At 50.6% G+C, this 25,597-nt stretch carries 27 protein-coding genes and 1 tRNA gene; 16 read left to right on the top strand and 12 right to left on the bottom strand.

What is annotated here, in order from left to right; translation table 11 throughout:
- Window positions 1-33: 33 nt before the first annotated feature.
- Genes BUB59_RS13575 through BUB59_RS13565 form a run of 3 tightly spaced genes read right to left on the bottom strand, consistent with a single transcriptional unit; the run spans window position 34 to window position 2,900 of the window.
- On the bottom strand, window positions 34-1,296 hold the full coding sequence (locus BUB59_RS13575; protein ID WP_073230920.1) for a hypothetical protein: 1,263 nt from the start codon (window positions 1,294-1,296) through the stop codon (window positions 34-36).
- Between the two features lie 40 nt (window positions 1,297-1,336).
- Window positions 1,337-1,981 (bottom strand): hypothetical protein, encoded by a 645-nt coding sequence (locus BUB59_RS13570; RefSeq protein ID WP_073230918.1) that lies wholly within the window; start codon window positions 1,979-1,981, stop codon window positions 1,337-1,339.
- Between the two features lie 7 nt (window positions 1,982-1,988).
- Entirely contained in the window at window positions 1,989-2,900 is a 912-nt protein-coding gene (locus tag BUB59_RS13565; RefSeq protein ID WP_234980070.1) for an aspartoacylase, read from the bottom strand.
- A gap of 60 nt (window positions 2,901-2,960) precedes the next feature.
- On the opposite strand from BUB59_RS13565, the gene dusA reads away from it, so the two are divergent.
- Window positions 2,961-4,010, top strand: coding sequence for a tRNA dihydrouridine(20/20a) synthase DusA (gene dusA / locus BUB59_RS13560; protein ID WP_073230916.1), 1,050 nt, complete (start codon window positions 2,961-2,963; stop codon window positions 4,008-4,010).
- Window positions 4,011-4,341: 331 nt separating this feature from the next.
- Entirely contained in the window at window positions 4,342-5,295 is a 954-nt protein-coding gene (gene argF, locus BUB59_RS13555) for an ornithine carbamoyltransferase (RefSeq protein WP_073230913.1), read from the top strand.
- Between the two features lie 148 nt (window positions 5,296-5,443).
- Here argF and BUB59_RS13550 read toward each other — a convergent pair whose 3' ends face one another.
- Window positions 5,444-6,529 carry a hypothetical protein gene (locus BUB59_RS13550; protein ID WP_143160411.1) on the bottom strand — a complete coding sequence of 362 codons (1,086 nt, stop codon included), beginning with the start codon at window positions 6,527-6,529 and terminating at the stop codon, window positions 5,444-5,446.
- Between the two features lie 77 nt (window positions 6,530-6,606).
- Between BUB59_RS13550 and BUB59_RS13545 the strand changes: the two genes are divergently transcribed.
- Both BUB59_RS13545 and BUB59_RS13540 read left to right on the top strand, forming a co-directional pair.
- Entirely contained in the window at window positions 6,607-7,878 is a 1,272-nt protein-coding gene (locus BUB59_RS13545; protein ID WP_073230909.1) for a M16 family metallopeptidase, read from the top strand.
- Between the two features lie 23 nt (window positions 7,879-7,901).
- Complete coding sequence (locus tag BUB59_RS13540) at window positions 7,902-9,053, top strand: GGDEF domain-containing protein (RefSeq protein ID WP_073230906.1); 1,152 nt, start codon at window positions 7,902-7,904, stop codon at window positions 9,051-9,053.
- Between the two features lie 168 nt (window positions 9,054-9,221).
- On the opposite strand, the gene rplT is transcribed toward BUB59_RS13540, so the two are convergent.
- The 3 genes from rplT to infC are packed head-to-tail and all read right to left on the bottom strand — an operon-like array spanning window position 9,222 to window position 10,425.
- Window positions 9,222-9,572: a 50S ribosomal protein L20 gene (gene rplT, locus BUB59_RS13535; RefSeq protein ID WP_073230903.1), complete on the bottom strand. Its 351-nt coding sequence runs from the start codon at window positions 9,570-9,572 to the stop codon at window positions 9,222-9,224.
- Window positions 9,573-9,584: 12 nt separating this feature from the next.
- Window positions 9,585-9,782, bottom strand: coding sequence for a 50S ribosomal protein L35 (rpmI, locus tag BUB59_RS13530; protein WP_073230901.1), 198 nt, complete (start codon window positions 9,780-9,782; stop codon window positions 9,585-9,587).
- 22 nt (window positions 9,783-9,804) lie between these two features.
- Window positions 9,805-10,425: a translation initiation factor IF-3 gene (gene infC / locus BUB59_RS13525; protein ID WP_234980069.1), complete on the bottom strand. Its 621-nt coding sequence runs from the start codon at window positions 10,423-10,425 to the stop codon at window positions 9,805-9,807.
- 131 nt (window positions 10,426-10,556) lie between these two features.
- Here infC and BUB59_RS13520 point away from each other — a divergent pair.
- Window positions 10,557-10,628 (top strand) — tRNA-Gly (locus BUB59_RS13520).
- 237 nt (window positions 10,629-10,865) lie between these two features.
- Here BUB59_RS13520 and BUB59_RS13515 read toward each other — a convergent pair.
- Together BUB59_RS13515 and BUB59_RS13510 are read right to left on the bottom strand one after the other, a co-directional pair.
- The gene (locus tag BUB59_RS13515) at window positions 10,866-11,327 is read right to left on the bottom strand and encodes a TonB family protein (RefSeq protein WP_073230896.1); all 462 of its coding nucleotides are present in this window, start codon (window positions 11,325-11,327) and stop codon (window positions 10,866-10,868) included.
- Window positions 11,324-12,016, bottom strand: coding sequence for a TonB family protein (locus BUB59_RS13510; protein ID WP_143160410.1), 693 nt, complete (start codon window positions 12,014-12,016; stop codon window positions 11,324-11,326). The genes BUB59_RS13515 and BUB59_RS13510 overlap by 4 nt, the downstream gene beginning before the upstream one ends.
- 139 nt (window positions 12,017-12,155) lie before the next feature.
- On the opposite strand from BUB59_RS13510, the gene BUB59_RS13505 reads away from it, so the two are divergent.
- From BUB59_RS13505 to BUB59_RS13475, 7 genes are read left to right on the top strand one after another with little or no spacing between them, the layout of a single operon-like run.
- Window positions 12,156-13,316: a class I SAM-dependent RNA methyltransferase gene (locus BUB59_RS13505; protein ID WP_073230891.1), complete on the top strand. Its 1,161-nt coding sequence runs from the start codon at window positions 12,156-12,158 to the stop codon at window positions 13,314-13,316.
- 41 nt (window positions 13,317-13,357) lie between these two features.
- On the top strand, window positions 13,358-14,203 hold the full coding sequence (locus BUB59_RS13500; RefSeq protein WP_234980068.1) for a DUF6920 family protein: 846 nt from the start codon (window positions 13,358-13,360) through the stop codon (window positions 14,201-14,203).
- Window positions 14,204-14,244: 41 nt separating this feature from the next.
- Window positions 14,245-15,459 (top strand): MFS transporter, encoded by a 1,215-nt coding sequence (locus BUB59_RS13495; RefSeq protein ID WP_073230889.1) that lies wholly within the window; start codon window positions 14,245-14,247, stop codon window positions 15,457-15,459.
- Between the two features lies 1 nt (window position 15,460).
- Entirely contained in the window at window positions 15,461-16,330 is an 870-nt protein-coding gene (locus tag BUB59_RS13490) for an MBL fold metallo-hydrolase (protein WP_073230887.1), read from the top strand.
- A 4-nt stretch (window positions 16,331-16,334) separates the two neighbouring features.
- On the top strand, window positions 16,335-16,871 hold the full coding sequence (locus BUB59_RS13485) for an NUDIX hydrolase (RefSeq protein ID WP_073230885.1): 537 nt from the start codon (window positions 16,335-16,337) through the stop codon (window positions 16,869-16,871).
- Window positions 16,872-16,873: 2 nt separating this feature from the next.
- On the top strand, window positions 16,874-17,941 hold the full coding sequence (locus BUB59_RS13480) for an SDR family oxidoreductase (protein WP_234980067.1): 1,068 nt from the start codon (window positions 16,874-16,876) through the stop codon (window positions 17,939-17,941).
- A gap of 59 nt (window positions 17,942-18,000) precedes the next feature.
- A complete protein-coding gene (locus BUB59_RS13475; protein WP_073230881.1) occupies window positions 18,001-19,506 on the top strand; it encodes a sensor domain-containing diguanylate cyclase in 1,506 nt (501 codons plus the stop codon).
- Here the strand turns inward: BUB59_RS13475 and tsaA are convergent.
- Window positions 19,503-20,300 carry a tRNA (N6-threonylcarbamoyladenosine(37)-N6)-methyltransferase TrmO gene (gene tsaA, locus BUB59_RS13470; RefSeq protein ID WP_073230879.1) on the bottom strand — a complete coding sequence of 266 codons (798 nt, stop codon included), beginning with the start codon at window positions 20,298-20,300 and terminating at the stop codon, window positions 19,503-19,505. The genes BUB59_RS13475 and tsaA overlap by 4 nt on opposite strands.
- 57 nt (window positions 20,301-20,357) lie before the next feature.
- Between tsaA and BUB59_RS13465 the strand changes: the two genes are divergently transcribed.
- The 4 genes from BUB59_RS13465 to prmC all read left to right on the top strand — a co-directional run bounded on the left by BUB59_RS13465 (window position 20,358) and on the right by prmC (window position 24,606).
- Window positions 20,358-21,317 carry a TAXI family TRAP transporter solute-binding subunit gene (locus tag BUB59_RS13465; RefSeq protein ID WP_073230877.1) on the top strand — a complete coding sequence of 320 codons (960 nt, stop codon included), beginning with the start codon at window positions 20,358-20,360 and terminating at the stop codon, window positions 21,315-21,317.
- Between the two features lie 9 nt (window positions 21,318-21,326).
- The gene (gene gltS, locus BUB59_RS13460; RefSeq protein ID WP_073230875.1) at window positions 21,327-22,517 is read left to right on the top strand and encodes a sodium/glutamate symporter; all 1,191 of its coding nucleotides are present in this window, start codon (window positions 21,327-21,329) and stop codon (window positions 22,515-22,517) included.
- A gap of 72 nt (window positions 22,518-22,589) precedes the next feature.
- Window positions 22,590-23,657, top strand: a complete 1,068-nt coding sequence (gene prfA / locus BUB59_RS13455; RefSeq protein ID WP_073230944.1) for a peptide chain release factor 1 — start codon at window positions 22,590-22,592, stop codon at window positions 23,655-23,657.
- Between the two features lie 34 nt (window positions 23,658-23,691).
- Window positions 23,692-24,606, top strand: coding sequence for a peptide chain release factor N(5)-glutamine methyltransferase (gene prmC / locus BUB59_RS13450; RefSeq protein ID WP_073230873.1), 915 nt, complete (start codon window positions 23,692-23,694; stop codon window positions 24,604-24,606).
- 76 nt (window positions 24,607-24,682) lie between these two features.
- Here prmC and BUB59_RS13445 read toward each other — a convergent pair whose 3' ends face one another.
- Together BUB59_RS13445 and BUB59_RS15250 are read right to left on the bottom strand one after the other, a co-directional pair.
- Window positions 24,683-25,174, bottom strand: coding sequence for a hypothetical protein (locus tag BUB59_RS13445; protein ID WP_073230871.1), 492 nt, complete (start codon window positions 25,172-25,174; stop codon window positions 24,683-24,685).
- 33 nt (window positions 25,175-25,207) lie between these two features.
- On the bottom strand, window positions 25,208-25,435 hold the full coding sequence (locus tag BUB59_RS15250; protein ID WP_143160409.1) for a hypothetical protein: 228 nt from the start codon (window positions 25,433-25,435) through the stop codon (window positions 25,208-25,210).
- Window positions 25,436-25,597: the final 162 nt, after the last annotated feature.

Below are 25,597 nucleotides of genomic sequence, written 5' to 3'. Positions count from 1 at the left end.
CAGAATGACGAGGGACTTTAGTCGTTACAGCAGTTATCTGCGCTGGACGCCGAAAACTTGGGTGGTGGGGCCATGGTGGATGTCGTTACGGAAAACCACCTGTCCATCATAGGAGACAATCGTCACCGCATTGGAAATATAGGCGCCAGTCCCTACCTTACGACGGCCGCCATCCATCAAGTTCCACTTCAGGAACAAACGGACAGGCCCACCTTCAAAACGTGAATCATCGCCAAAAACTTCATCAGAAGTTGCGACAACGAAAGAACCTAAATTGGTATAGATCCTGACGTTCATAGAAATCTTCAACTTAGACAAATCTAGAGCGGCTTTATGATCCAGTTCCAGAGCATCGCGAATGGCGTTTTCGAATTCAGGACCAAGAACATCCATGGCAATACCCCAACTATTTTCGTTGGGTACCTTTGCGCCATCCTTTTCAAAAATCATCTGGAAAATAGGCAAATCGCTGGACGAATCAAACTCGCCGTAGACCATGTTGGAAGAATGCACTTCCAGAGGATAGAAGCCCGCCACTTCTCTAAAGAGAGCGTCATCTGCGGAGGGAACCTTATTGGCGGAATCGATAAAACAGCCCGGTGTCAGACGGATGGAGTCCCTCGGGAGCAGAACATCCTGGGATTTTTCCGCGCCGTCAAAAACAAACAGGGCGGAAGTATGATTTTCATTCCACATCACAGAAGAGGGAGTAAGAATGTGGCTGGAAGAATCGTTTCTAGCCTTTGACTCAAAGAGGGCTTCACATCCGGACGGGGTCCTCACACGTTCCGAGAAGGAAACGGAAAGAGTATCATTGCCTCTACCGCGGTAGCTTTTCAGGAAGGCGTCTTTTACCACAGGGCCCATCAAATCCCTGACGGGAATATCGTAGACGGTTCCATCGTGAAGGAACATCTTGAAAATGCCCAGGCTATCTCGCCCCACAACGGTTTCGGTCAACAGGGCGAACTGTCCCTGTAGGGAGCGGAGATCCAGATGGGCACGACGACTGTAAGCAGAGTCCCGAAGGAACTGTTTTGAGCCGACGGAATAATGACGGACCATGCCAACGGTGTCCAGCCAGTCGAAGGTCACACTATCAACCATCTGGTCCACGTATTCCTGAGAGAGGGAACCTAGGAATCTCATGTCCACACGGTCCAGACGGCCATCGCCATCGGAATCCTGCAGGTAGTTTTCGCGACTGGAGGGCGGAATGGGGCTCTGGATAAATGCGGAAAAAGCACTGCTGGAAAGCAGCGCCACTGCGATCGCAAATATCCAAAACTTCTTCATTCTCTATGGCCCCTTCACTTCGTTCAGGATGACGTCGGGATTAAGCGTCACTCCTGAGGATACCGTAGTCACGGCCTTCCACGGGAATCACCAGCTGAAGGCGGGACAGAACGTCAATATGCTTGTCGAATTCCTTCTTGAAGTCTTCCCCAAGAGTTTCTTCGTCATCGTGATCCAGATTGTAGGCTACATAGCTACCATCTGGGAAAATGGAAATGCAGCAGTCCCAGGTAATGTCCCCTTCCTGCTCTTCCTCGTCGTCGTCACGATCCTTGCTTTCCAACATCAACATGGGCTGAGGTGCAGGAATCGGTTCGGCATGACCATTTTCAAAGATGAAATAGTTACGGCTCACCAGTTCATGTTCCAAGGCCATGGTGCTGGGTGTGCGTTCAAATTCGTTGCGCAGGCGGCGGATGTTTCCCAAGTCGTCTTCGTACGGGTCCTGGAAATCCTGAGGCAGCACAACCTGGTGGTAGTCAAACTTCTTGCCGCTCTTTTCGTAAGTTTCGGACCATTCCTGAGGAGGTTCCGGACGGACCGTCAAGAAATCTTCAAATGCGTCCAGAATATCGAACAAGCGGGAATCCCACTGTTCAGCCTTTTGCTTGGTGACCAGTTCCAAAAAGTTGGTCAGTCGTTCGTCACCAGAAATTTCTTTCAATTCTTCGTTTTCTTCAGCCATAATAATGTTACCACTCTTCCTCAGTCTTGACGGTGAGGCTCATGGCAATATCCTTCTCATAATAAGCGGGTTCGTTAATAAAAATCGGGTGCAAAACTTCCGGATCGTTCGGTTCTCTCTTAAAGGGAATGTCCTTACCATCAAAGGTGCGGAAAAGATTGTCCCCTTCACGAAGTTCCCGGTAGTCATAGCCGAAAACTTCCGGATGGATCATGGCCTGGATAGGACCGCCACCCTGAGGCTTGGGATATCCAAGATCGCGCCACTGGGTGTACACATCCACCTTGATAGGCGGGCGCTTCTGCAGTTCGCCGCGGTTCCATTCTTCCGCAAGTTCCAAATAACGCTTGACTAGACGCTCCGACTCTTCAAAAATCAGGGCGTTCAAGGTCCCGTGATGCTGGGGGCCAATTTCAATGCAAATGTCAGCCTTGGCTACCGTTCCAAAATAGGGAGAGGCAGAACGTTCTTCCGGCTGGTAGTAAATCCAGGCGTTCTTGAATTCCTGGGTCAAAACCGCAGAGGCTCGCATGCAGAACGGATCGCGGGCGGAAAGGATCAGGCAGTAACCCATGTTGGAGCCCGTATTGTGGACATCCAGAATCAGGTCAGTCTTTGTATTGGGACCCTTGGGGCCATAAATCTCGTTCAGTTCCTTGGCTCGACGGAATTCGTACTGCTGGGGAACCGCCTTCACATCCAGACATGTCTGGGAGAAGGCACGATTCAGATCATGGTCGCGATAGCGACGATTCAAGCGCATGGCTTCGAGATTGGACAGCACCAAATCCACCTTGGCACTCTTGCACAAGGCGCTATAGCATTCCGGATTTGCCATCCATTTTTGGACCAGGCTTACACCAGTTCGTTCGTTGCCGTGGGTTCCGCCAGCAACGACTATGGTATTAATCAAACTCATGCCCTATATGATAGCAATCTTTTTTTGCGAAAACTTGCCAATATTTCTAAATTTGGGCCTATGAACATCGATTTCAACCGCAGATTGTCCATTGCCCCGATGCTTGATTGCACCGACCGCCACGAACGCTATTTTCTACGTTTGATTTCTAAGCATGTTTTGTTGTACAGCGAAATGGTGGTGACTCACGCCCTGCTCCACGCCAAGCCCGAGATGTTCCTAGGGCACGAGGAATTCGAATACCCCGCCGTGCTGCAGCTGGGCGGAAGCAATCCCGCCGATTTGGCCAAGTGCAGCAAGATGGTAGAAGCCGCAGGATTCCAGGAAGTGAACCTGAATTGCGGTTGTCCCTCGGATCGCGTGCAGAGCGGAAGCTTTGGGGCTTGCCTCATGAAGGACAAGAACCTGGTGGCCGACTGCTTCAAGGCCATGCAGGATGCCGTCAGCATCCCCGTTTCCATCAAGTGCCGCATCGGCGTCGATGAATTCGACAGCTGGGACTTTTTCCGCGATTTCGTCGGCACCATCGCTGACGCTGGCTGCAAGTACTTTATTATTCACGCCCGCAAGGCCTGGCTGAAGGGACTTTCGCCCAAGGAGAACCGCGAAGTTCCTCCCCTGCATTATGAATTTGTCCATAAGCTGAAGGCAGAAATGCCCCAGCTGAACATCGCCATCAACGGCGGCATCCGCAGCATGGACCAGGTGCTAGCTCATCTGAACGGCGACCCCACTTCTGCTGGCACGGGTGTGGCGCTGGATGGCGTCATGGTGGGTCGCGAACCCTATGAAAATCCCTGGTTCCTGCACGACGCCGACCAACGCGTGTTTGGAGATTGTCATTCCCCGCTCGACGGGGAATCTAGCATTCCCAAAACAAGAAAAGCAGTCCTAGAAGCCTACCTCCCCTACGTGGAAAAACAGTTCGCCGAAGGCTGCCCCGCCACCATCTTGGTAAAGCACATCTACGGACTCTTCGCAGGCCTCCCCGGCGCCCGTAAGTTCCGCCAGATGCTCAGCGAAGGCGCCCCCCGCGCCAAAAACTACGGTGGCCCCGCAGAACTGATCCGCAAGGCCATGGAATTGGTGGACGAAACTGCTTACATTTAGCTGATTTTCACCAAAAAAGCCCCCACCCCTTGACAAAAACCCAAAAGTTTGCTCTATTTGGGAGCACAATTTTAAGTTTCACCCTTAACGGAGATACAATATGCCTTGCGGAAAGAAAAGAAAGCGCAGGAAGATTGCGACTCACAAGCGTAAGAAGCGCCGTCGTCGTGACCGTCATAAGAAGAAAATTCGCTAATTTCCGTTAGCATTCTCTTGTGATTTCCTGTTAAGGAATTGAAAGACGGAGTGTCAAGCTCCGTTTTTCGTTTTTTGTTTTTTTACGGAATTTTAACCGAGCAGTTCCTGAGCTCACCAAAATAAGGAATAGAAAATGATTGATCGCAGCAAGCACTTCCTCCGCCTCGCCGACTGGAGCGAAGAAAGAATTCTCGAAACCGTAGCCATCGCTTCCCGCCTGAAAAAGGAAGTCCATGCAGGCCAGGTCTCCGACCGTCTTCACGGCCAGAACATCGGTATGTTCTTCGAAAAGCCGTCTCTGCGAACTATCACTACTTTCCAGGTGGGCATGAACCAGCTGGGTGGCCACGCCGTGCTGCTTTCCCCGGACTCCATCGGTCTTGGCAAGCGCGAATCCATCAAGGACGTTGCTCGCTGCCTCTCCCGCTGGGTGAACGCTCTCGTTGTCCGCTGCTTCAAGCAGGACCTGGTGGAACAGCTGGCTGAATATGGTTCCATTCCCGTTGTGAACGCCCTGACCGACGACTACCACCCCTGCCAGGCTATCGCCTTCGCCCAGATGATCGAAGAAAATCTCGGCGGCATGAAGGGCAAGACTGTAGCCTTCATCGGCGACGGCAACAATGTTGCAAACTCTTTCCTCGCCCTCTGCTCCAAGGTGGGCATGAACTTTACTCTGGCTTGCCCCAAGGGTTTCGAACAGCCCGCTAAGGTGATCGAAGAAGCTCAGGCTGACTTCAAGCGTCACGGCTGCCAGTACCGCGTATTTAACGACCCCAAGGAAGCTGTCAAGGATGCCGACATCCTTTATAGCGACGTCTGGGTGAGCATGGGTCAGGAAGGTCAGAAGGATTCCAAGACCAACCACTTCTTGCCGTTCCGCATCGACGACGAACTCTTGAAGTACGCACCGTCTCATGTGAAGGTTTCCCACTGCCTGCCCGCACACCGCGGCGACGAAATCACCGACGAAGTGATGGACAACCTGGACATCAACATGAGCTACGAAGAAGCCGAAAACCGCTTGCACGCTCACAAGGCTGTGCTGTGGCAGGTAATGAAACCGACTAGCGAATTCGGTAAATAATGCTAGATCCCCGGTCAAGCCGGGGATGACATGTAAGTCCGCGAGGATGACATGCAAATGACAACGCCTCCTTAAAAGGAGGCGTTTTTTTACGACTGAATTCGATAAGTAATGTGAGATCCTCGCCTACGCGAGGATGACATGAGGGTTAAACCACGGGAAGTTCGGCGGGGTTGAGATCGCCGTTCAGGACAAGGCGGGCCACGGTCGAGATGTATTCTCGACGGTCATCTACATAGGTGGCGGCGTCCTGAGAAACTTTCACCACCGTCAGAAGACCCAGCATGGGGCGCCAATTCCCGAGACTCACCCGAAGGTCGATGCCATTGGGATTGTTCTTTTTCAGGCGATCGATGAAGCCTTTCAGAATATCCTCCACGGACTTGAGCCCGCGAAGAAGAACCTCCGTACGGCGGACTTCCTCTTGTAGCGTCACCAGATTGAAATCTCCCAGCTGGAGAGACAATAAATTGGCTGCGGAATTGGACAACACATAAGGAGTGGCGCTCAACTTTTTCAATTCATTCAGTTCATCCTGATGTTTCCAGCCCATGACGAATTCGGACAGATACATGAATCCATCAATCAAGCCTCCCCTGCATTCCCTTTCCGCATGGGCCCCCACCATCTCGATGCAATCATCCCAATTGGTAATTTCCTTATAGGCAACAATGCCATTACTGGACCTGCGGTATTTCAGTTTATCCCAGAAGTTCAGCAGTGTCCACAGAAGCTTGTTAAACTCACAGAAGCTTGTTACCTTCATACCAAGCATAAAGTCGTTCAAGTCTAACGTTTTTTCAAAGTTTCCATCCATCCGGAGTTTAATGTCAAAGGTATACTCAATGGTTTCTTCCTTCACCTCACGAAGCTTGAAGGACGCCATAGGGACATTCACGTATTGATTCTGCGCCGCACTCAAGGCGAAGTGATTTTTGCCCATGGAAACCAGCTCTTCTTTGGAACACTCGCTTAAATCCATCCGTCGGCGTAACACAAATCGGTTTCCCTTAACAAGAACCCTGTTCCCAGAAAGGTAATTGTAGAGCAGGGGAAAGTTGGCGGGTGTAAACTTTCCCTCCAGCATGCACTCTTCCACGGAGCCCCGTAAACTTGGCCAGTTCGACCCCGGCATTCCCGTGAGGCGGTTGTAGGTAAACCCATAGCCGTCGGGGTTCTCCAGGTTTACCCGCATCAATTCCTGGTCCAATTCCAAGCAATCTTTCTCGTTCATAGAAACTCCTTACACAAGGTTTATCGACTTTGAAAAACATTTTGTAAAAAAGGAAAGTGCTATATTATCCCCGTCCTATGAAACAGATTATTAAGCAGACTAGCCTCCCCAACGGAATTACCATCATTACCGACTATATGCCCCACGCCTATTCCGTGGCTCTGGGCGCATGGCTCCCCCGGGGAAGCAGGCACGAGGCCAAGGAAGAATTTGGTCTCTCCCACTTTTACGAACATCTCGTATTCAAAGGAACCGAAAATCGTTCCGCCCTTGAAATTGCCCGTTCCATCGAGGATCGCGGCGGCAATCTGGAAGCTTACACCACCCGCCAGGAAACAGGCTTTTACGCCCAGGTGGAAAGCGGTGACGCAGCTCTGGCCATCGACGTCATTGCAGACATGCTCATGAATCCTCGCTTCGAAAAGAAGGAGATGGAGAAGGAGCGCAAGGTCATCATCGAGGAAATCCACAGCTACGACGACATTCCCGAAGAAATCGTTGGTGACGTTTTTAACGCTATCCAGTACAAGGGCTGCGGCATTGCCCATTCCATCACCGGAACCGTGAAGGAAGTAAAGGCCCTGACACACAAGCAGATGCTGGCTTACGAGGAACAAGTCCTGAACCAGTTCCCCATTTACGTCTGTGCCGCCGGCAAAGTGGATCACGATACCCTGGTGGAACTGTGCGTTCAGAAATTTGCCAAGAAGAAATCTGGCCTCATTCTCCCCGAGGATCGCTACAAGGCAAATTCCAGCGTGAAGGTGGTGCAGAAGCAAGACATTACCCAGTCCAACCTTTTCTGGGGTATGAGTTTCGACAACGCCCTGCTGGACGAAAAGGGACGTTGCGCCCTTTCCATCTTCAATGTGGCCATGGGCGCAGGTATGGCCAGCCGCTTATTCCAGAAAATTCGCGAGGATAAAGGCCTTGCCTATTCCGTCTATTCCACCGCAGACCTGTATCGGGATTGCGCCGACTGGGGCGTAGCTCTAGCTACGGAACCTCACCAGCTACAGATGGCCCTGGAACTTTCCGTAAAGGAAACCCAGAAATTCCTGAAGAAGGGCTTCATGAAGGACGAACTGGAAAGGACTAAGGCCAACATTCTGGGAAGCCTCCACCTGGGTGCGGACAATCCAGAAAAGCGCGTTATTCGCCTGGCAGAACAGATCCTGCACATCGGAACCATCAACCCGATGGACAAGACCGAAAAAGTCCTGAAGACCATTACCGAAGAGGAAGTCCACCAGATTACTAAGGATATCTTCAACAGCGCCAAGTACTCCGCCGCCGTGGTGGAACCCAAGAGCAAGAAGAAGACAGAACTGCCTGTAGATTTTTTCTAGTACAGATACTATATTAGGGATGTATGGATTCGTCCTTAATGTGTATATACATTGCCAACGTTTTCGGTGCAGTTCTTCTGGCCGTTGTTGCTGCTGGCAATTTCTGGAAACTCCCCCGCAAGAATGTTGAAAGCGTTGCCCTGATGACGATGCTGATCCTCGGTTTCCTGAACTGCGTTGTGGACCCCATCGTTTTTACCGCGGAAGGAAAAAGCGGAGACACCGCTAGATACATAAACATCATTGGAAACACCTGGCTTTACGGTTCCAATATGTTCTGCTCCACTCTGTGGTTCGTCTTCCTTTCCCAGCATATTTGCGGTGGCGTATCCAAGCTTCATAAGGCCATCCTAAAGGTGATTGTAGGGCTGGGAACCATCGGTATTTTTGTAAATCTCATCTGTCCCTTCGCCTTCTCCATTGATGAACATAATGTTTACCAGCGCCTGTGGGGCTACTGGGCCTATACCATCATTGACTACGGCATTACCATGGACAGTATCGTGGTCTACTTCTGGAGTCGCATGCGTAACGGCATCCTGAAGTACTTCCCCATCTGGGTCTATTTCTTCCCCCTGATGTTGGGCACTCTTGCCCAGACGATTTTCTATGGCGTTTCAACCATTTCTGCAGGCCTTGCCATTGCTATTGCCGGGATTTTCTCAAGCTTACAGAACGAACTGATCTTCAGGGACAGACTGACGGGGCTCTACAACCGCGTGTACCTGGACTTCCACCTGAATTTGTTCTCACGAAAGCGCAGGAACGTCATGACTGGCATGATGCTGGACCTGAATTCCTTCAAGAAGATCAACGACGATTACGGCCATTCTGTAGGTGACCGAGCCCTCATCGCCATGGCGGACATCCTTCAGAAGTCCATCCGAAATTATGGCGTCGCCATCCGTTATGCAGGTGACGAATTTATCATTCTGCTGAACACCCAGGACCAGAATATTTCGGAACGTGTAATCCACGAAATTCAATATCGTCTGGAAAAGTTCAACCAGAATACCAAGGAACCCTTCAGGCTGTCCACCTCCATCGGTGAAGGACTGCTGGACCTGAAGAAAGACACCATGGACTCGTTCATCAATTCCATCGACCACGCCATGTACGAGAACAAGAAGTCCTATTACGCCACCTGCAGCGAAAACGACCGCCGCCACAGATAATCAAAAAAAGAGCCTCAAGCCGAGCGCAGCACTAGCACCTGTGCTTGTATTGCCGAGGCGCAGAATCAGTTATTTTGAGCGAAGCTCAAAATAAAAAGAGCCTCTCCGAAGAGAGGCTCAATTTCTCGCGTGCGATGAAGCTAAAGCGAATTTAAGCTTGCGCTTAAATTATGCAGCCTTCACAGCTTCCACGACCTTAGCAAATGCAGAAGGATCTGCAACTGCCATATCAGCGAGAACCTTACGGTTCATCTTGATGTTGGCCTTGGACATCTTGTAAATGAACTGGCTGTAGCTGATGCCGTATTCACGAACTGCAGCGTTCAGACGAGTGATCCACAGAGAGCGGAAGTCACCCTTCTTGTCGCGGCGGTGTGCGTAGGCATACTGACCAGCGTGAGCAACTGCGTCGATAGCAAGACGAATGTTGGACTTGCGACGACCGTAGAAGCCCTTAGCGGCCTTGAGGATATTTTTGCGGCGTTCGCGGGAAGGAACTCTGGATTTTGCGCGTGGCATTCTTGCACTCCTTTATGCTACAACAAGCAGACGCTTGACGTGGTACAAATCAACTTTCTTAACGAGAGCGCCCTTACGGAGGTTACGCTTACGCTTAGTAGTCATCTTAGCTTGAATGTGGCGCATACCAGCGCGCTTGAACTTGACGTGGCCGGAGCCGGTCAGGCGGAAGCGCTTCTTGGAACCGCTGTGAGTTTTCATCTTAGGCATTTTTACCTCTTAGGTTGTATAGTTAAGCCTCACCTGCTGCCTCGGGCACGGTTACGGGCTTCGGTGCCTGGTCCTGCTTCTTTGCAGTGCCAGCACCACGTTTAGGACTGTAGATAGAAAGCATGGTGTTGCCTTCGACTCGAGAGTCCATTTCCAGTTCGCCATAGGCGGCCAATTCTTCCTTGGCACGTTCCATAAGGCGCTTACCGTAGTCCATGTGAGCCATTTCGCGGCCACGGAACTGCATAATCAGCTTCACCTTCATACCATCCTGAAGGAATTCGCTGGCCTGCTTGATACGGTACAGATAATCGTTTTCTGCAGTCTTCGGGTGCATCTTAATTTCCTTAAGCTTCACCACATGCTGCTTGGCCTTGGCGGCCTTAGCCTTCTTCACCTGTTCGAACTTGTACTTGCCGTAGTTGATGATCTTACATACGGGCGGCTTTGCGTTGGGAGAGACTTCCACCAGGTCCAGTCCGGCTTCTTTTGCCATCTGGAGAGCCTTGGAAGTTTCAATAACCACAGCTTCACCATCTTCCTTAACAAGACGGATGGGGCTAATGCGAATATCTTCGTTAATACGAGTGCCGTCGCTCTGACGGTTGGGCATTTGACGGCCGCGGGGTGGTTGTAACGCCAAGTTCTGATACCTCAGGATGAATTGTTTTAGTTTTTGTGAGCGTAAAAATAGAAAGATTTTTTAAAAACTCCAATATCTTTTTTATGTACCCCTTTGAAAATGGGCATTTTTTTGTATAATTGGGTTCACTTGCGGCGGTAGCTCAATGGTAGAGCCTTAGCCTTCCAAGCTAATGGTTGCCGGTTCGATCCCGGTCCGCCGCTTGAAAAAAAGTCCTCTGACTCTGTCAGAGGACTTTTTTTGCACCCTCCCCCAACCCCCTCCTCAAATGAGGGGGCTTTTTTCAGGAGGGCTCGTCCCTTCCCATGGAAGGGACTTTGATGTTAGGACATATCTTTTACCCGCCCACTCTCCAGAAGGGGGCTATGTTTTCGGAATTGTTGCTGGGCATTTTGTCGGGTGGGCTCGTCCCTTCCCGTGGAAGGGACTTTGATGTCTGGTTATTCGTAGAAGGTGAATGGTATTGTGACCTTGGCGTTTTTGTAGTTTCCACTTGCAAAGGTCCATTGGCCCATGTCTTCTGCAATAGCGGCGTCAAATTCCTCATACCCGGTGGTTGAGCTCAGGACAGAAACATCCTCTACAGTGCCGTCGGACATAATTTTAAACTGCAATACAATCTTTCCGCCAAAGCCCGGGCGCTTTTTTAGGAACTGGTTATAAATGACGCGAAAGCGATTATAAGTGTCAAGCTTTATCACTTCTTGAATTTCAGTCTTCGACCTATTTATGCGAGAATCACTGGAAGAATCCGCAGGCACGGAGGAGGGTTGCTCCGTGGAAGGAACATTCACATCGTTTTGAGAAACTGGGGGTGTAGAATTTGACGTCGGTGCGCATGCCAGAACCAGCCCCACAAGGGCAGCAACCAATGTAATCTTCACAATATTCTGTATTTTCACTTTGCGTCCTTTGCGCTTTCGTTTAGAACAAATTCAAGCGGAATTTCAATAGCTGCATTTCCTGAATCCACCTTTGGGAATTTATAACGGCCAACGGCGGTCTTTATTTCCTCGTCAAATTCCTCAAAGCCCGTGGTGGAATGAACTACAGACACAGAATCAACTTCACCAGAAGAATTGACAACAAGCTTAAGCTTTACAAGGCCTTCAAAATTTGGATTTTTCTTTCTTAGGGATTTATTGTACACATGACGAAGTCCCGGAGTACGTTGTCTTAATACCCTAACTACTTCATTCTTACTGAGTGAGCCTTTTACCTTAATATCGTATTCGTCAATTTTCTTGACAGAACCGGGGCTAACACTTTCAACAGTTCGTTCAATACATGTTTTCTTGAAAACACCATGTCCAGCACATGTATCAAGAATATCTTCCCTATGTCTCGCTACCACCCGATCAATATCCTTGGAAAAAGTCTTTTTTTCCAGCAAAGCGCGGTTCACCGACTTGCAACAAGGGACCGCACCAAAAACCAACGGATCATTATCAACCTGAAATTCTTCTGCATTAAAGCCACTCAGGTCAAAGTCATCATTCGCTTTCTCCGACGAACAGCCAACAAGCACCGCAATAGCGACGTTCACCAACAAGGCGAAATAAAACTTTCGAGACGTCATATTTCCTTCCAATTCCCCTTATACCCATAAGTATAAAAAAACTCTTTTAGGATTTCCGCGAACTTCCTAAATTTGCAGGCAAGTTTTCGGTCGCTGCACTCGCCTTTTGCTACATTTGCACTTGTAAAATTTTGCCGCCACGGAGGCACTTATGTTTTTTGAACAGGCCATTGCCAATTGCGTTCCTAACTATACCCGCGAAGCTGATTCCGCCCACGGCGAATCCCTCGCCATGTTCGACTATAAGGACGAACTGAAGATCAAGGACCAGGCCATCAAGGAATTCTGGGAAGTGAACCGTCTGGCAGGCAATCCCCAGAAGGTGATCGGCAGCCCGTTGGCTCGAGGTTATCGCACCACCAGTAAGCGCCGCGTGGCCATGGTGCCTGGCAACCTGCAGTTCGACCGTCAGGATTCCATGCTGGAACCGGAAGAACACAACAAGATTTACGACTTGCTTTTCGAAAAGCTGATCAACCCGGCTTACAAGCCCCTGGCTTACGCCCTGAACTGGATTATCATCCGTGGCACCTACCGCTACCGTGTGGTGATTTTCAACATCAAGAAGATTGACGCTACCATCGTCCGCAAGCTGAAGCAGATTTCCGAAGTCCTGCAGAAGAGTGACCTGAACGTCACCGCCGCCCACGCCTATGTGGACACCACGGAATCCGATTACTATCTGGAAGCCAAGCGCCCCACGGAAGGTCTAAACTTCAAGCAGCTTTACGGACCTCGTGAAATGTCCCTGAACTTGGGTCATTTCTCCCTGAAGTATCCGGTGACAGGCTTTAGCCAGATTAACGAAAGCCAGATCCACAACTTGATCAAGGCAGCTTCCCGCATGATGAGTCTGACGAAGGACGACAAGTTCCTGGATTTGTACTGCGGTTACGGTCTGTTCAGCTTCGCTCTGGGTGAAGCCGCCAAGTCCGTGCTGGGTGTGGAATGGGAAGGTCCGTCCATCGAAAGCGCAAAGGCCAGCGCCAAATACCTGAAGAAGAATTACCGTTTTGTTGCAGGCAAGATTGACGAAGAATTCGTCCAGATGCGCTTGCCTCGTCCTGTTCCCGGCGAACCGGAAAAGATTCTGTTGGATCCGCCCCGCAAGGGATGCGAACCGGGAGTTATTCACGCCCTCGCCATGCGCAAGCCGATTCGCGTGTGTCATGTGTTCTGCGGTACTGACGAAATCCCAGCCGCCCTGAAGGAATGGGAACGTTACGGCTACCGTGTTCGTGAAGTGCAGCCTCTGGACTTGTTCCCGGGTACACCGCACCTGGAAACTATCGTGATGCTGGAGAAGAAGTAAAAACGCAAGGGAAACTGAAAGAAAACCGACATTATAATCGTATGAAGATTATCATTTGCATTGCTGTTGCGGCCATCGTACTATCCGCAGTTGTCTGGTTTAAAATTTCCTATTCTCCACTGAAAACAGATTTTTCTAACGACAACATCGTACTCAAGGAAAAATCTGTTTTGTACAGGAGTGATGAAGTTTTTAAGGAATCCGATTTTGCAGCCATGCCTTCTGCCATCCAGAAATACATCGGCAATGCTGGCTACATCGGCACCCCAAAAATGAACTCCTTGCACATGGAGTACCTTGACGTAGATTTCAAGCAGGGCAAGAACGGTCCTAACTTGAAAATCGATTATATCCAGAACAACTACGTCAAAGAACCTGCAAGAATGGCCATGATTTTAAGCAGTATGTTTGGTATTCCGTTCCAAGGTTACGATTACTACAGCAATGGCGTCGGAGGAATGAAGGGCGTCATCGCAAAACTTTTGACGTTGTTTGACCAAAGAGGCCATGAAATGGACGTGGCCTGCTTGGCAACATTCCTCGCAGAAAGTGTATTCTTTCCTAGCGTCTTGCTGCAAGACTACATCAGCCTGGAAGAAGTCAATGACCATCAGGTTCGTGCCACCATTACGTTTCGCGACCAAAAAGCATCCGGCATTTTCACATTCAACGAAAAGTACGAAATGACTTCCTTCACTACAAAGGACCGCGCCGTAGTCAACACCGACGGAACTACGGAATATGTTCCTTGGACCGCAGCCTGCGACAACTACATTACGGGTGCAGACGGAATCAAGCGCCCCACCACATTCAAAGCCATTTGGAATTACACCGATGGCGATTTTGTCTACTTTGACGGTCAAATCTCAAAGATTGATTACGAATAAAACATTCCCAAAGGGATAGGTATTTTTCTAAATTTCAAATCATGAACGAGAGTGTAGAAAAGCCCGCACTTTGGACACGCAATTTTGTAACCTGCGCGGCTGCGAACTTTTTGCTATTCTTTAGCTTCTACCAGCTATTGCCCGTTTTACCGCTGTACATTTTTGAAAAGTTCCAGACGGATAACGCCACTGCGGGCTTTATCATTTCGTTGTATACCATCGGAGCTTTGTGCTGTAGGCCTTTCGCCGGATTTCTGGTGGATAGTCTCAGCCGTAAGCCCCTTTACTTCTGGACATTTTTCGCATTCACCTTGTGCTTTGTAGGGTACTGGGCCTTAGGTCTCTTGCCCTTGCTTGCCGTAGTCCGCTTTATGCACGGCGTATTCTTCGGGATTTCTACCACAGCCAGCAACACGGTGGCAATCGATGCACTCCCCAGCAGCCGTCGCGGCGAAGGTATCGGCTACTTTGGCATTAGCGTGAACTTGGCCTTTGCCACAGGCCCTATGACCGGCATGTTCTTGTACGAAGGATTGGGCAGTAACATGGTATTCGCCATATCCATTGCGCTTTGCGTTATTGGCTTGATACTGGTGAAGACTTTACCCGTAAAGCCCCGCGAAAAGAAGCCCCACGCCCCGCTATCTCTGGACCGTTTCTTCCTGACAAAAGCAATTCCCCAATTTTTGAATTTTATTTTCGTGGGATTCGCCTACGGTCCGGTGACCAACTACATCGCCCTCTATGCAAAGGAACTTGGAATCGGCGGAAGTGGATGGTTCTATGCGCTGATTGCCGCAGGCCTTATCATAAACCGCATATCGACGGGGCGCCTGATTGACCGGGGCTGGCTTACTCGCCTTGTAGGCATGGGCATGACGCTCAACGTTCTGGCCTACCTGCTGTTGACTTACTGCGGCGAGCTGGGAGCAATACTGCCCGGCGGTCCCGCCCTCCCCTTCTTTATTTCTTCCTTTATGATCGGCACAAGCCTTGGATTGATTTTCCCGGGTTACCAGACCATGTGCGTGAACCTGGCAAGGCACGACCAGCGTGGAACCGCCAACAGCACCTACCTGAGCGGTTGGGATATTGGCATTGGTTCAGGCATTCTTGTTGGCGGCTCCATGGCCCAGCACTTCGGGATGCATCAGCAAGTATTCTTGGCATGCGTCGTGGCGTTGTTCGTTGCAGACATCATGTATTTATGTTATACTAGTAAGCACTACCACAAGAACAAACTAGAAGGGAATTGATATGATTAAACGCTTTGCTCTAGGTGCCGCATTAGCACTTACAATCACCGCTTGCGAAAAGCAGGAAGTCGCCCAGCAGAATTCTCAAACTCAAGCGGAAAGTGCTGCAGAAGGTATTGCAGCCAAGGCAGTCACCAAGACTATTACTCTGGCCGATGGTTCCACCGTCACCTGGATTCAGGACAACGCAGGGGAAAAAATGAACCCTCGCGAACTGTTCAGCGACGCAAGCGATTCCCTCTATAATTCCATGAACTTGCCCAACGGCGTTCCCGCTTCTGTCAGTACCTATCTGCTGAAGGCCGATGGCGAATATGTTCTCTTTGACGCAGGCCTTGGAGCATTCGGCGGCCAGATGCTCGCCCACCTAAATGAACTGGGAGTAAGCCCCGACTCTGTCAAGAAAGTCTATCTCACGCACCTGCACGTGGACCACATCAACGGCTTGGTGGCACAAAGCGATAAGGGTATGGAAAAGGTGTTCAAGAATGCGGAAGTCTACGTAGGTTCCGTCGAAAAGGACGCCTGGATGAACATGGAAAAGAATGACCTGCAAAAGGCCATTCTTGGCGTCTATAACGACAAGCTGAAACTGTTCGCCTTCGGGGACACGCTCCCCCACAATGTTATCGCCATGGATGCCGTGGGCCACACTCCGGGCCACACCGTTTTCCAGAAGGGCGAACTGCTGGTCATCGGCGATCTAATGCACGGTTACGCCCTGCAAATTGAACATCCGGAAATCAATTCCAACTACGACATGGATAAGGAAAAATCCATCGAATCTCGCAAGAAGATTCTCGCCTACGCCAAGGCAAACAACCTGACCATGGCAGGCATGCACCTGCCTCCTCCGGGATTTGTGAAGTAAGCTTATGAAACCCTGGAAACTTCTGGACACCGAATATCTTGTAAACGCCCCCTGGCTGAAAGTAGCCAAGGAAAAATGCGAGCTGCCCAACGGAAAAGTCATCGATGATTTTTACACCTTGTGGCAGCCGGACTGGGTTCTGATTCTAGCCCGCACGAAGGATGGCAAGTGGGTCATGACGGAACAGTACCGCCATGGCACAGGCAAGATTGCATTGGAATTTCCAGCAGGAATCATCGACAAGAACGAGACTGCAGAACAGGCCGCCCTTCGTGAACTTCAGGAAGAATGCGCTTACGGATTTCCCCAGTCCCTCACTTATCTCGGGGCTTTCCCGGTCAATCCGGATCGTCACCGCGGTAAGTTTCATGTGGTGTTTATCGACGGTGTGGTTCGCGCAGGCAAGACCAGCTTCGATGAAAGCGAAGACATCGAATCCCTGGAAATGTCCGACGAAGAACTGCAAGCAAAGATGAACAGTGGAGAATTCAATCATCCCTTACAGATGGCGGGCTACCTGAAGTGGAAACTCGCCCACTAAAATTGCCCATCCTTGTATTGGGATTGAACGGCGTTCCGGGTTACGCCCTCTTTAGGCATTTCAACAGGCTGTTTGGCGGTACCGATGTTAGCGACGGCACCAGCGGGACCATTCATCCGGCGAAACGCCATCCCGATGCTGCGGCGCCCCTTATCGGGATTCGTCCCATTAAACATCCCTGCGTTTACGGGCAGGACGTTGTCGCCATCGACGCGGAAGACACCGCAGGCCTTACCCGACTTTTCGAGAAGCATCAGTTCAAGACGGTCATTGATGCCAGCGGAAACTGTGCCTTAAAAGCCTGCGAGTGCGATACGCCCCGAAGCCGCCTGCTGAATTGCGAACAGGGGGTAGACGCAGCCCAGCTGGCAGCGGAATTTGGCTGTACCTTCGTGAGAATTTCCACAGACATGATTTGGAGTGGCAGCGAGGAAACCGCACACCTTCGCCCCTACAAGGATGATACCCCACCCGATCCTATCCACAATTATGGTAAGCACCAGCTGGAAGCGGAAATTGAAATCAGCCGCATCAAGCCGGACGCCGTCATGCTCCGAGTCCCGCTCCCTATGGACTATGCACCGGGCGGCTGCGCAGGCGCCATCGACTGGATCAGCTATCGCTTTAGGCCGGGCCGCCCTGCCACACTTTACACGGACGAATACCGCAGGCCTATTTATGGCGGAGACATGTGCCGTGTGGTCCAGTACATCCTGGAGCATGAATTTCCCGCAGGCATTTACAACTGCGGTGGCCCCCGTCGGGTCACCCTCTATAACGCAGGCCAGCTGGTCAACGCCATCGGCGGCTACCCGCAGGAATTACTCCACGGGTGTCCGCGAATTGAAGCGGGCCCCATGCCCCCGCGAGTAGGCGATCTGGACATTGACAGCAGCAAGCTCTACAGCCTGCTTCCCGAAGGCTTTATCCGTCCCTGGCCCGCCGACGACGCAATCGTCCCCACGGATAGGGACTGGCACAAAACCTTCGGACGCAACGAGCCCGACAAACACAAGGTTGGCAGCGAAGAAGCCATCTATAGGCTCCTTGTTTTAGGGGAAATGTACTAGGTATAACTCCCACCTTCTTCTTCTTTTATATATCTTTAAAAAAGAAGGAGTCCCCATTAATGATTAAGAAATTGCTGAACTTTTTCGCAAACGGCATATTCAAGGCAGAAGAACTTGAACCGATTCGTCCTAAGCTTTGGGCAGCCAATCGACGTTCGCTGACCTTGTTTGCCGCACTTTCCGCTGCAGCCACCGCCTCCGGTACCCTAGGCGGCCTATTTACGGACATTGCAGTCATGCGTCAATGTTTCAAGGGATACTTAATCGTATTCCTCCTCAACATCAGCGTCATTGTCATCAACAATCTCATCAAGAGACCGAGCAAGAAACTTCAGGCAATACTCATCTCTCTGTTTGTCGCACCCCTTTATATTTTTGCCCTCTACCAGGCAGTCTTTATTTCTCCTGAAGACCGCCCCCTGATTCTGGTCGTATTCCTCTGCTTGATTCCCACCATTTTTATCGATGCCCCAGCCCGTCTATTTATTGACTTTGGAGCCACCGCCATCCTATTTACCGTTCTTGGAACCACCATGGTCCCGGAAGAACAAATCGGAATTTCTGTTGCAGACGTCCTTATCTTTGGCGCAGCAGGTGTGGGCATCGGGTTATTCTTTAACAAGTCCAGAACGGAACGATACCTCTTGTCACACCGCATTCAGGAAATGCAGAACGAAAGCGAACAGATGAAATATTGGAAATCCATTTCCAACATCTACCTTTCCATGAACCAGATCAATCTTGAAAATGATACCTTCATCCAGATTCGTTCTCACGAGCTGGTGGATGCGGCCCTGAAAAACAACCACGAAGGATACTCCAAGCAGATTGCCGATGTGGTCAAGTCCGCAGTAGATCCGGACTATGTGGAAGCCGTCATGGCATTCGTTGACCCCAGCACCTTGCAGACTCGCCTTGAAGACGAAGATACCATCACTTACGAATTCCTGGGGAAGAACTATGGCTGGTGCCGCGCCCGCTACATTGTGGTGGACCGCAGGCGCGACGAAAGCATCAAGCAGGTCATGTTCCTCATCGAAAGTATTAACGAGCAGAAGAAACGCGAAAAGGAATTGACCGCCATCGCAGAAACCGATGGTATGACAGGTCTCTACAATCGTCGAGCAGGCATTCCCAAGATTAAAAAACTGATGGGTCTGAAAACGCCTGGCATGCTGTGCCTTCTGGACGTGGACAAGTTCAAGCACATCAACGATACTTACGGCCATCAAGCCGGCGACCGCGTAATCATTGCCGTAGCAGACACTCTCAAGGCAACCTTCCGTGACGTGGATATCATCCTTCGTCTAGGCGGTGATGAATTTGTCTTCTTCATCAGCAACGTGGATTCCGAACGAATCGCAACCAACGTATTCAACCGACTCTTCGATCGCTTCGAAAAGGTTTCCATCGGTTGCATCCCGGACTACAGCATTTCCGTAAGCATTGGCGCAACCTTCACCAAGGAAGGGCTTTCCTTCGATGACTTGTACAGCCAGGCAGACAGCTGCACTTACGAAAGCAAGAAAGTGAACGGCAAGGCATTCACTTTCTACAGAGGCTAGAATTTCTTCAGAAAATTACGGTGAAGCGGTTTGTCGCCCCACTTATCCGGGGCACCTTCCTCCAGATCGTCTTTTGAATAACCAGACCGTATGGCCTGCAGGGTCACGGATTTGGTGTTTTCATCATAAATAAAATCGATTCTAAAAGTGCGATAGGCCAGCACGCCTGTCTTGGTATTTTCATCCAAAGTCAAGCGGCGTCGGGTACCGTCAAAAACACCATTGCTAAAGCCACCGCGACCTAGCTGCACCAGGGCAAAGCTCATCAGGTCGAACTCGCTATTCTCCCCGATCCACTGGTTCTGAGCAGCAAACTTTTCAGAAGTTTCCACGCTCCATTTTTCACCTTCCTGTTCGTCCACCCAGCCGGCTTTCGCATTGGGAAACGCATCCGCCATAGGAATGTAGGGTTTCACATCCAAAACGGGAGTTTCGTTCAGCAGGTCAGCCTCATCCACATACAAAGTAAGCCCATCTACTTTCAGAAGGCGAACGCAGCTTAAGCCAATGGAATTAGGGCGGTAAGGAGAACGGCTGGCAAATGTCCCCACCCGGTCTCTACCAGGAGCAGGAACGGGCGGTCGCGTGGTAGGGCGCCATCCCTCATTTTCATGGAACTGGAAGATGACCCAGATACGTTCAAAGCCATCCAAGTCACGGAGGGCCATTTCAAAATTGCATCCGGAATTCAGGACGATTCGGCCAGGATGTCCCGCAAATAGGCGGCCCTGTCGGGGAGCGTCATACTTGTATACAGCATCGCCAAAAAAAGTTCCAATGGGATTTACTTCCATGCGCCAAATTTAGATTTTCTATCTTTGGGCTCGTCCATATTCCACTGGAGTTTTCCAATGAAACATTCGACTTTTACATTCAAGGCTCTTGCCTCTGCCATTTTGGCAACCACGGCACTGATTCTCGGGGCCTGTGACTCAGAAAAACAGAATATCCGATTTGGTTCCGGTAACAAGGGCGGTCTCTACGATCAGTTCGCCACCTCCTTTACCGCCAAGTTCAATTCTGAACATCAGGACCTGCAGATTCAGGCCAAGAACACCGCCGGTTCATCCGCAAATATCCGCCTGATGGAAGAAGGCTTTATTGACCTGGGGATTGTCCAGGCCGATATTCTCAAGGATTACCTGATGCGCAATCGCATGGGTTCCGCCATCGCAGCGGTGGCAGGTCTTTACGCCGAATCCGTCCAGATTGTAGTTTCCGCAGATTCAGACATCAAGACGGTTGCCGACCTTCAAGGCCACAAGGTTTCCGTAGGCGAAGAAGAATCCGGTGTGCTGCGTAACGCAGAAATCATCCTGGAAGCTTACGGCATTTCCTTCGAGAAAATTCAGACAGAAAACCTCAACTTCAAGGATGCCGCCACCGCCCTGAAGGAAGGTCGCATTGACGCCTTCTTCTGCACCGCAGGCATCCCCACGCCTTCCATTAGCGAACTTGCTACAAACAAAAAGGTCCGCATTCTTTCTCTGGACGCCGCCGACATGAACCGCATTACCAGCCTCCATCCGGAACTGACCTTAAGCGAAATCCCCGCGGGCACTTACGCCGGTCAGGATTCTACCGTCCAGACCTTAGGCGCAAAGGCAGTCCTTGTGGCAAGCCTCCTTCTGGATAGCGCCACCGTCACAAAGATTACCGCAGACGTATTTGCAGTAGGCACCCAGCAAACCGCAGGTATTCCCGCAGCATTCCACCCAGGTGCTGCAGCCTTCTACAAGACCAAGAACATTAACGTGGATGTTGCCGCCCCGCTAAAGGGCCACGGTCCCATTCCCTCTACGGGCGACTAAGGAGTTCTGATGTATAAGTTATCTCTGGACATGTATCAGACCTTGGCCCTGGCCGTCGTGGTGTTAGTCATTGGCGCCAACCTGAAAAAGCAGGTCAAGTTCCTGGAAAAGTTCTGCATTCCCTCCCCTGTGGTAGGCGGCATCCTGTTTGCATTCCTTTCCTGCATTCTCTATAAGTTAAACCTCCTGGAATTTCAGTTTGACGAAACCCTCAAATCCATCTGCATGATGGTGTTCTTCACCTCCGTGGGCTTTAACGCCAACCTGAAGATTCTTAAGAGCGGTGGCATCAACTTGATTCTCCTGCTGGTCTGTGTTTGCGTTTTGATTCTCAGTCAGAACGGCCTGGCCGTAGCTCTGGCAAACATGCTGAACGTAAGTCCCCTGGTGGGTCTCTCCGCCGGCTCCATTTCCATGGTAGGCGGCCACGGCACCGCTGGCGCATTCGGCCCCGTGCTAGAGGACTTCGGCATGGAAGGCGCCACCACCCTCTGTACCGCAGCAGCAACCTTCGGCCTTGTAGCAGGCTCCCTCATGGGCGGCCCTCTGGGTCGCAAGCTGATCATCAAGCGCGATCTCCTCAAGTCCGCAAAAGCAGAAGACAAGACCGAACTGAAGGAAGAACAGAGCAAGTACCGCCGCTCCGCCAAGCGCTACTCCACCGCAGCCTTCCAGCTAGCTGTTGCCATGGGCTTGGGCACCCTGGTATCCACTTTGCTTTCCAAGACCGGCATGACCTTCCCCGCCTACATTGGCGCCATGATTGTCGCCGCCATCATGCGCAATATTTGCGAATACAGCAGCAAGTACGAAGTCCATATGGGCGAAATCAGCGACGTGGGCGGCATTTGCCTTTCCCTGTTCCTGGGCATCGCCATGATCACCCTGAAACTTTGGCAGCTGGCTTCCCTCGCCCTCCCCTTGGTTGTACTCCTTTGCGCCCAGACATTACTCATGTTCCTGTTCGCCTACTTCGTGGTATTTAACGTCATGGGACGAGATTATGACGCCGCAGTACTTTCCGCAGGTGTTTGTGGTTTCGGCATGGGAGCAACGCCCAACGCCATGGCTAACATGCAGGCCATCACCTCCCGCTTTGCTCCGGCAGTAAAGCCCTACCTGCTGGTACCTATCGTAGGAAGTATGTTCGCAGACTTCATTAACAGCCTCGTCATAACATTCTTTATCAACCAGTTTTAATCAGGTTTTAGGTTATAGGATTATAATAGCACGGCACTGGCCGTGCTTTTTTATTTTCTATATTTGGCCACGATGAAAGACAAAGCACGTAAATTGATTGAAAAGTACGAAGAACTGGAATCCGAATTGGGAAATCCCGATGTTCTCGGTGACCAGGCTCGCTATAACAAGATTCACAAGCAGTACAAGGGTATCGAAAAGGCCGTTATCAAGGCTAAGGAATACCTGCAGATGCTGAACGACCAGGAAGAATGGAAGACCGCTTTGGGTGATTCCGATCCCGAAATGGTGGCTATGGCAAAGTCCGAGCTTTCCACCATCGAAAAGACCCTTCCCGGCCTGACTGATGAATTGCAGATTTTGATGGTTCCCAAGGATCCCTGGGACTTCCGTAATGCGACTCTCGAAATTCGCGGTGGTACCGGCGGTGACGAATCCGCACTGTTTGCCGGCGACTTGTTCCGCATGTACCGCGCCTATTGCGAAAAGATGGGTTGGAAGGTCACTATCCAGGACCTGAGCGAAGGTACTGTGGGCGGCTACAAGGAAATCCGCGTGTTTATCGAGGGCGATAGCGTTTACGGTACCTTGAAGTTTGAAAGTGGTGTACACCGCGTGCAGCGCGTTCCTGAAACCGAAACTCAGGGCCGTGTCCACACCTCTGCCGCTACCGTGGCAATCCTTCCCGAAGCTGAAGAAGTGGACGTGGAAATCCGCGAAGCAGACATCCACATGGATACCTACCGCTCCAGTGGCGCTGGTGGTCAGTACATCAACAAGACCGACTCCGCAGTCCGTTTGACCCATATTCCTACAGGCGTTGTGGTGAGCTGCCAGACCGAACGTTCCCAGCTCCAGAACCGCTTGCACGCTATGGAAATGCTCCGTTCCCGCATCCTTGACGAAGTCATCGCCAAGAAGGAACGTGAAGAAGCCGCTAGCCGTAAGGCCCTCGTTGGTACTGGCGACCGTTCCGCAAAGATCCGTACTTACAACTATCCCCAGAACCGCGTGACCGACCATCGTATCGGCCTCACCCTGTACAACCTGGACCAGGTAGTTGCTGGCGACCTGCAGGAAGTGATCAACGGCCTCCAGATGGCAAACGCTCAGGAAAAGCTGGGCAAGTTCCAGGCATAATCTGGACCACCTGCAACCCTAAAGGTATCGGCGAATGGCAGCTCCTGCAAATAACGGTCCCATGACGGTTCTCGAAATTCTGAACCGCACCAAGGTCTTCTTCGAAAAGAAGGGAATCCCCGATCCCCTTCTGGATGCTCAGTACATCATCAGCTTCGGTCTCAAGATGAAGAACCGTATGGATCTGTACTTGAACTTCGAGAAGCCCCTGACCCCTGCAGAGCTTGACGTACTCCGCCCCATGGTGGCACGCCGCGCCAATCGCGAACCTCTGCAGCACATTATTGGCGATACCAGTTTCCGCGGCTTTATCATCAAGTGCGACCCCCGCGCCCTCATTCCCCGTCCCGAAACCGAGATGCTGGTGGATATGGCCCGCGACCGTCTGAAAGAAGTGGAAGCCCCCTTCATCGTTGAAATTGGAACCGGTTCCGGCTGCATTTCCATTTCCTGCGCTAAGGAAATTTCCGGCGCCAAGGTTCTTGCCTGCGACATCTCCGACGACGCTCTGGCTTTGGCCAAGGAAAATGCAGAAGCCAACGAACTGACCGCACCCCAGCTGTCCTTTGCCAAGGGCGACCTTCTGGACGCAGCCACCGCAGAAGCATTGACTGCAGCAAGTCTCGCCGCCGACCAGAAAATCGATTGCCTTATCGCAAACCTGCCCTACATCCCCGATGGCGAAAAGCCCAACCTCCAGCCCGAAGTGGCAAACTTCGATCCGGCCCTCGCCCTCTTTGGCGGAGCCGACGGACTGGACCTGGTCCGCAAACTTTTGCAGCAGACCGAAGGCCGCATGAACTCCGGCGCATCTATTTTGTTAGAAATCGGTTCCGAACAAGGCGCCATGCTGGAAGCCGAAGCAGCAAGCTACCCCTGGCTTACCTTCACCGGCATCCACAAGGACTACTGCGGCAACGTCCGCTTCGTAAGCTACAAGGCGAACTAAACCCGCCTTAAAGCAGAACAATCCCGCCTTTATAAAAAATACCAGCAGGTTCTTCCGCTGGTATTTTTTGTTCAGATTATACAAGGACGTAACCTTTCCGAAAACATTCAATCATAACAGCAATGAAAGGAATAACAAAGGAACATCCTAATAGTAATAAATCACGTTTCCAAACTTTCGGGAAGATAAAAGATCCTACAAAGGGCAAAAAATAGACATACAAAAATAAAGCCAGAGCAATCCCCGTAGGATCCCCCCGACACCAAACCACACACACAGCAATCAAAGCCAATAGCGTAGCAACAAGCAGTCTCACACGGGGTCTTATCAAATCATATCGTACTTTACGGAATACCAAGTCTACAGTCGTATTTAAGATATGCAATACAACCCAGGCAACTACATAGTTAATAAACAAACTTAATCCGGGAACAAAAGCAGAATCATCCGTACGTGGATCTATTTTGAATAAGAAATCAAACACCCCTAACATAAAAACAACCGGCATCACAAAGACACCGATTGCGTTAACTATTATGGATTTTAAATGCAAGCAAGCGAGAGACATATGCTAAATATACAATCTCTTTCTAGCCTTATTTTACAATCCATTTTCATTTTTCTTGAGAATCTTCAAAAGGGTGTCTACGTATTCACTTAGGCTTAGGTTCGCTTTTTCAACTTTATATCCATGCAACGAATCTCCTGTTGCTTGATAAAAACCATTTTTATACATATGTTCAAGAATTTTCATCGCCAAAACCTTTGGAGATGAATCACGATATTTATAGCCTACAGAACGCCCAATAACATTATTTAACTGATCCACATGCAAGTCAGCCTCATCTAAGTCAGAGAAACTTCGTTTAGCAATGTCATAAGCTTGATTTCGCTCAGATTAGGCAAGTCCTTTTCTGTAAATTCATGCGCAAAAAGCGGATTTTCCCATCTCCTTCTCGGTTAAGTAAGCTTTATCTTCCATCCATTCATC

The sequence above is a fragment of the Fibrobacter sp. UWEL genome (genome assembly GCF_900142535.1).
GTDB lineage: Bacteria > Fibrobacterota > Fibrobacteria > Fibrobacterales > Fibrobacteraceae > Fibrobacter.
Note: the sequence above shows the minus strand (reverse complement) of the source record. Positions and strands in the feature narration are given on the sequence as shown.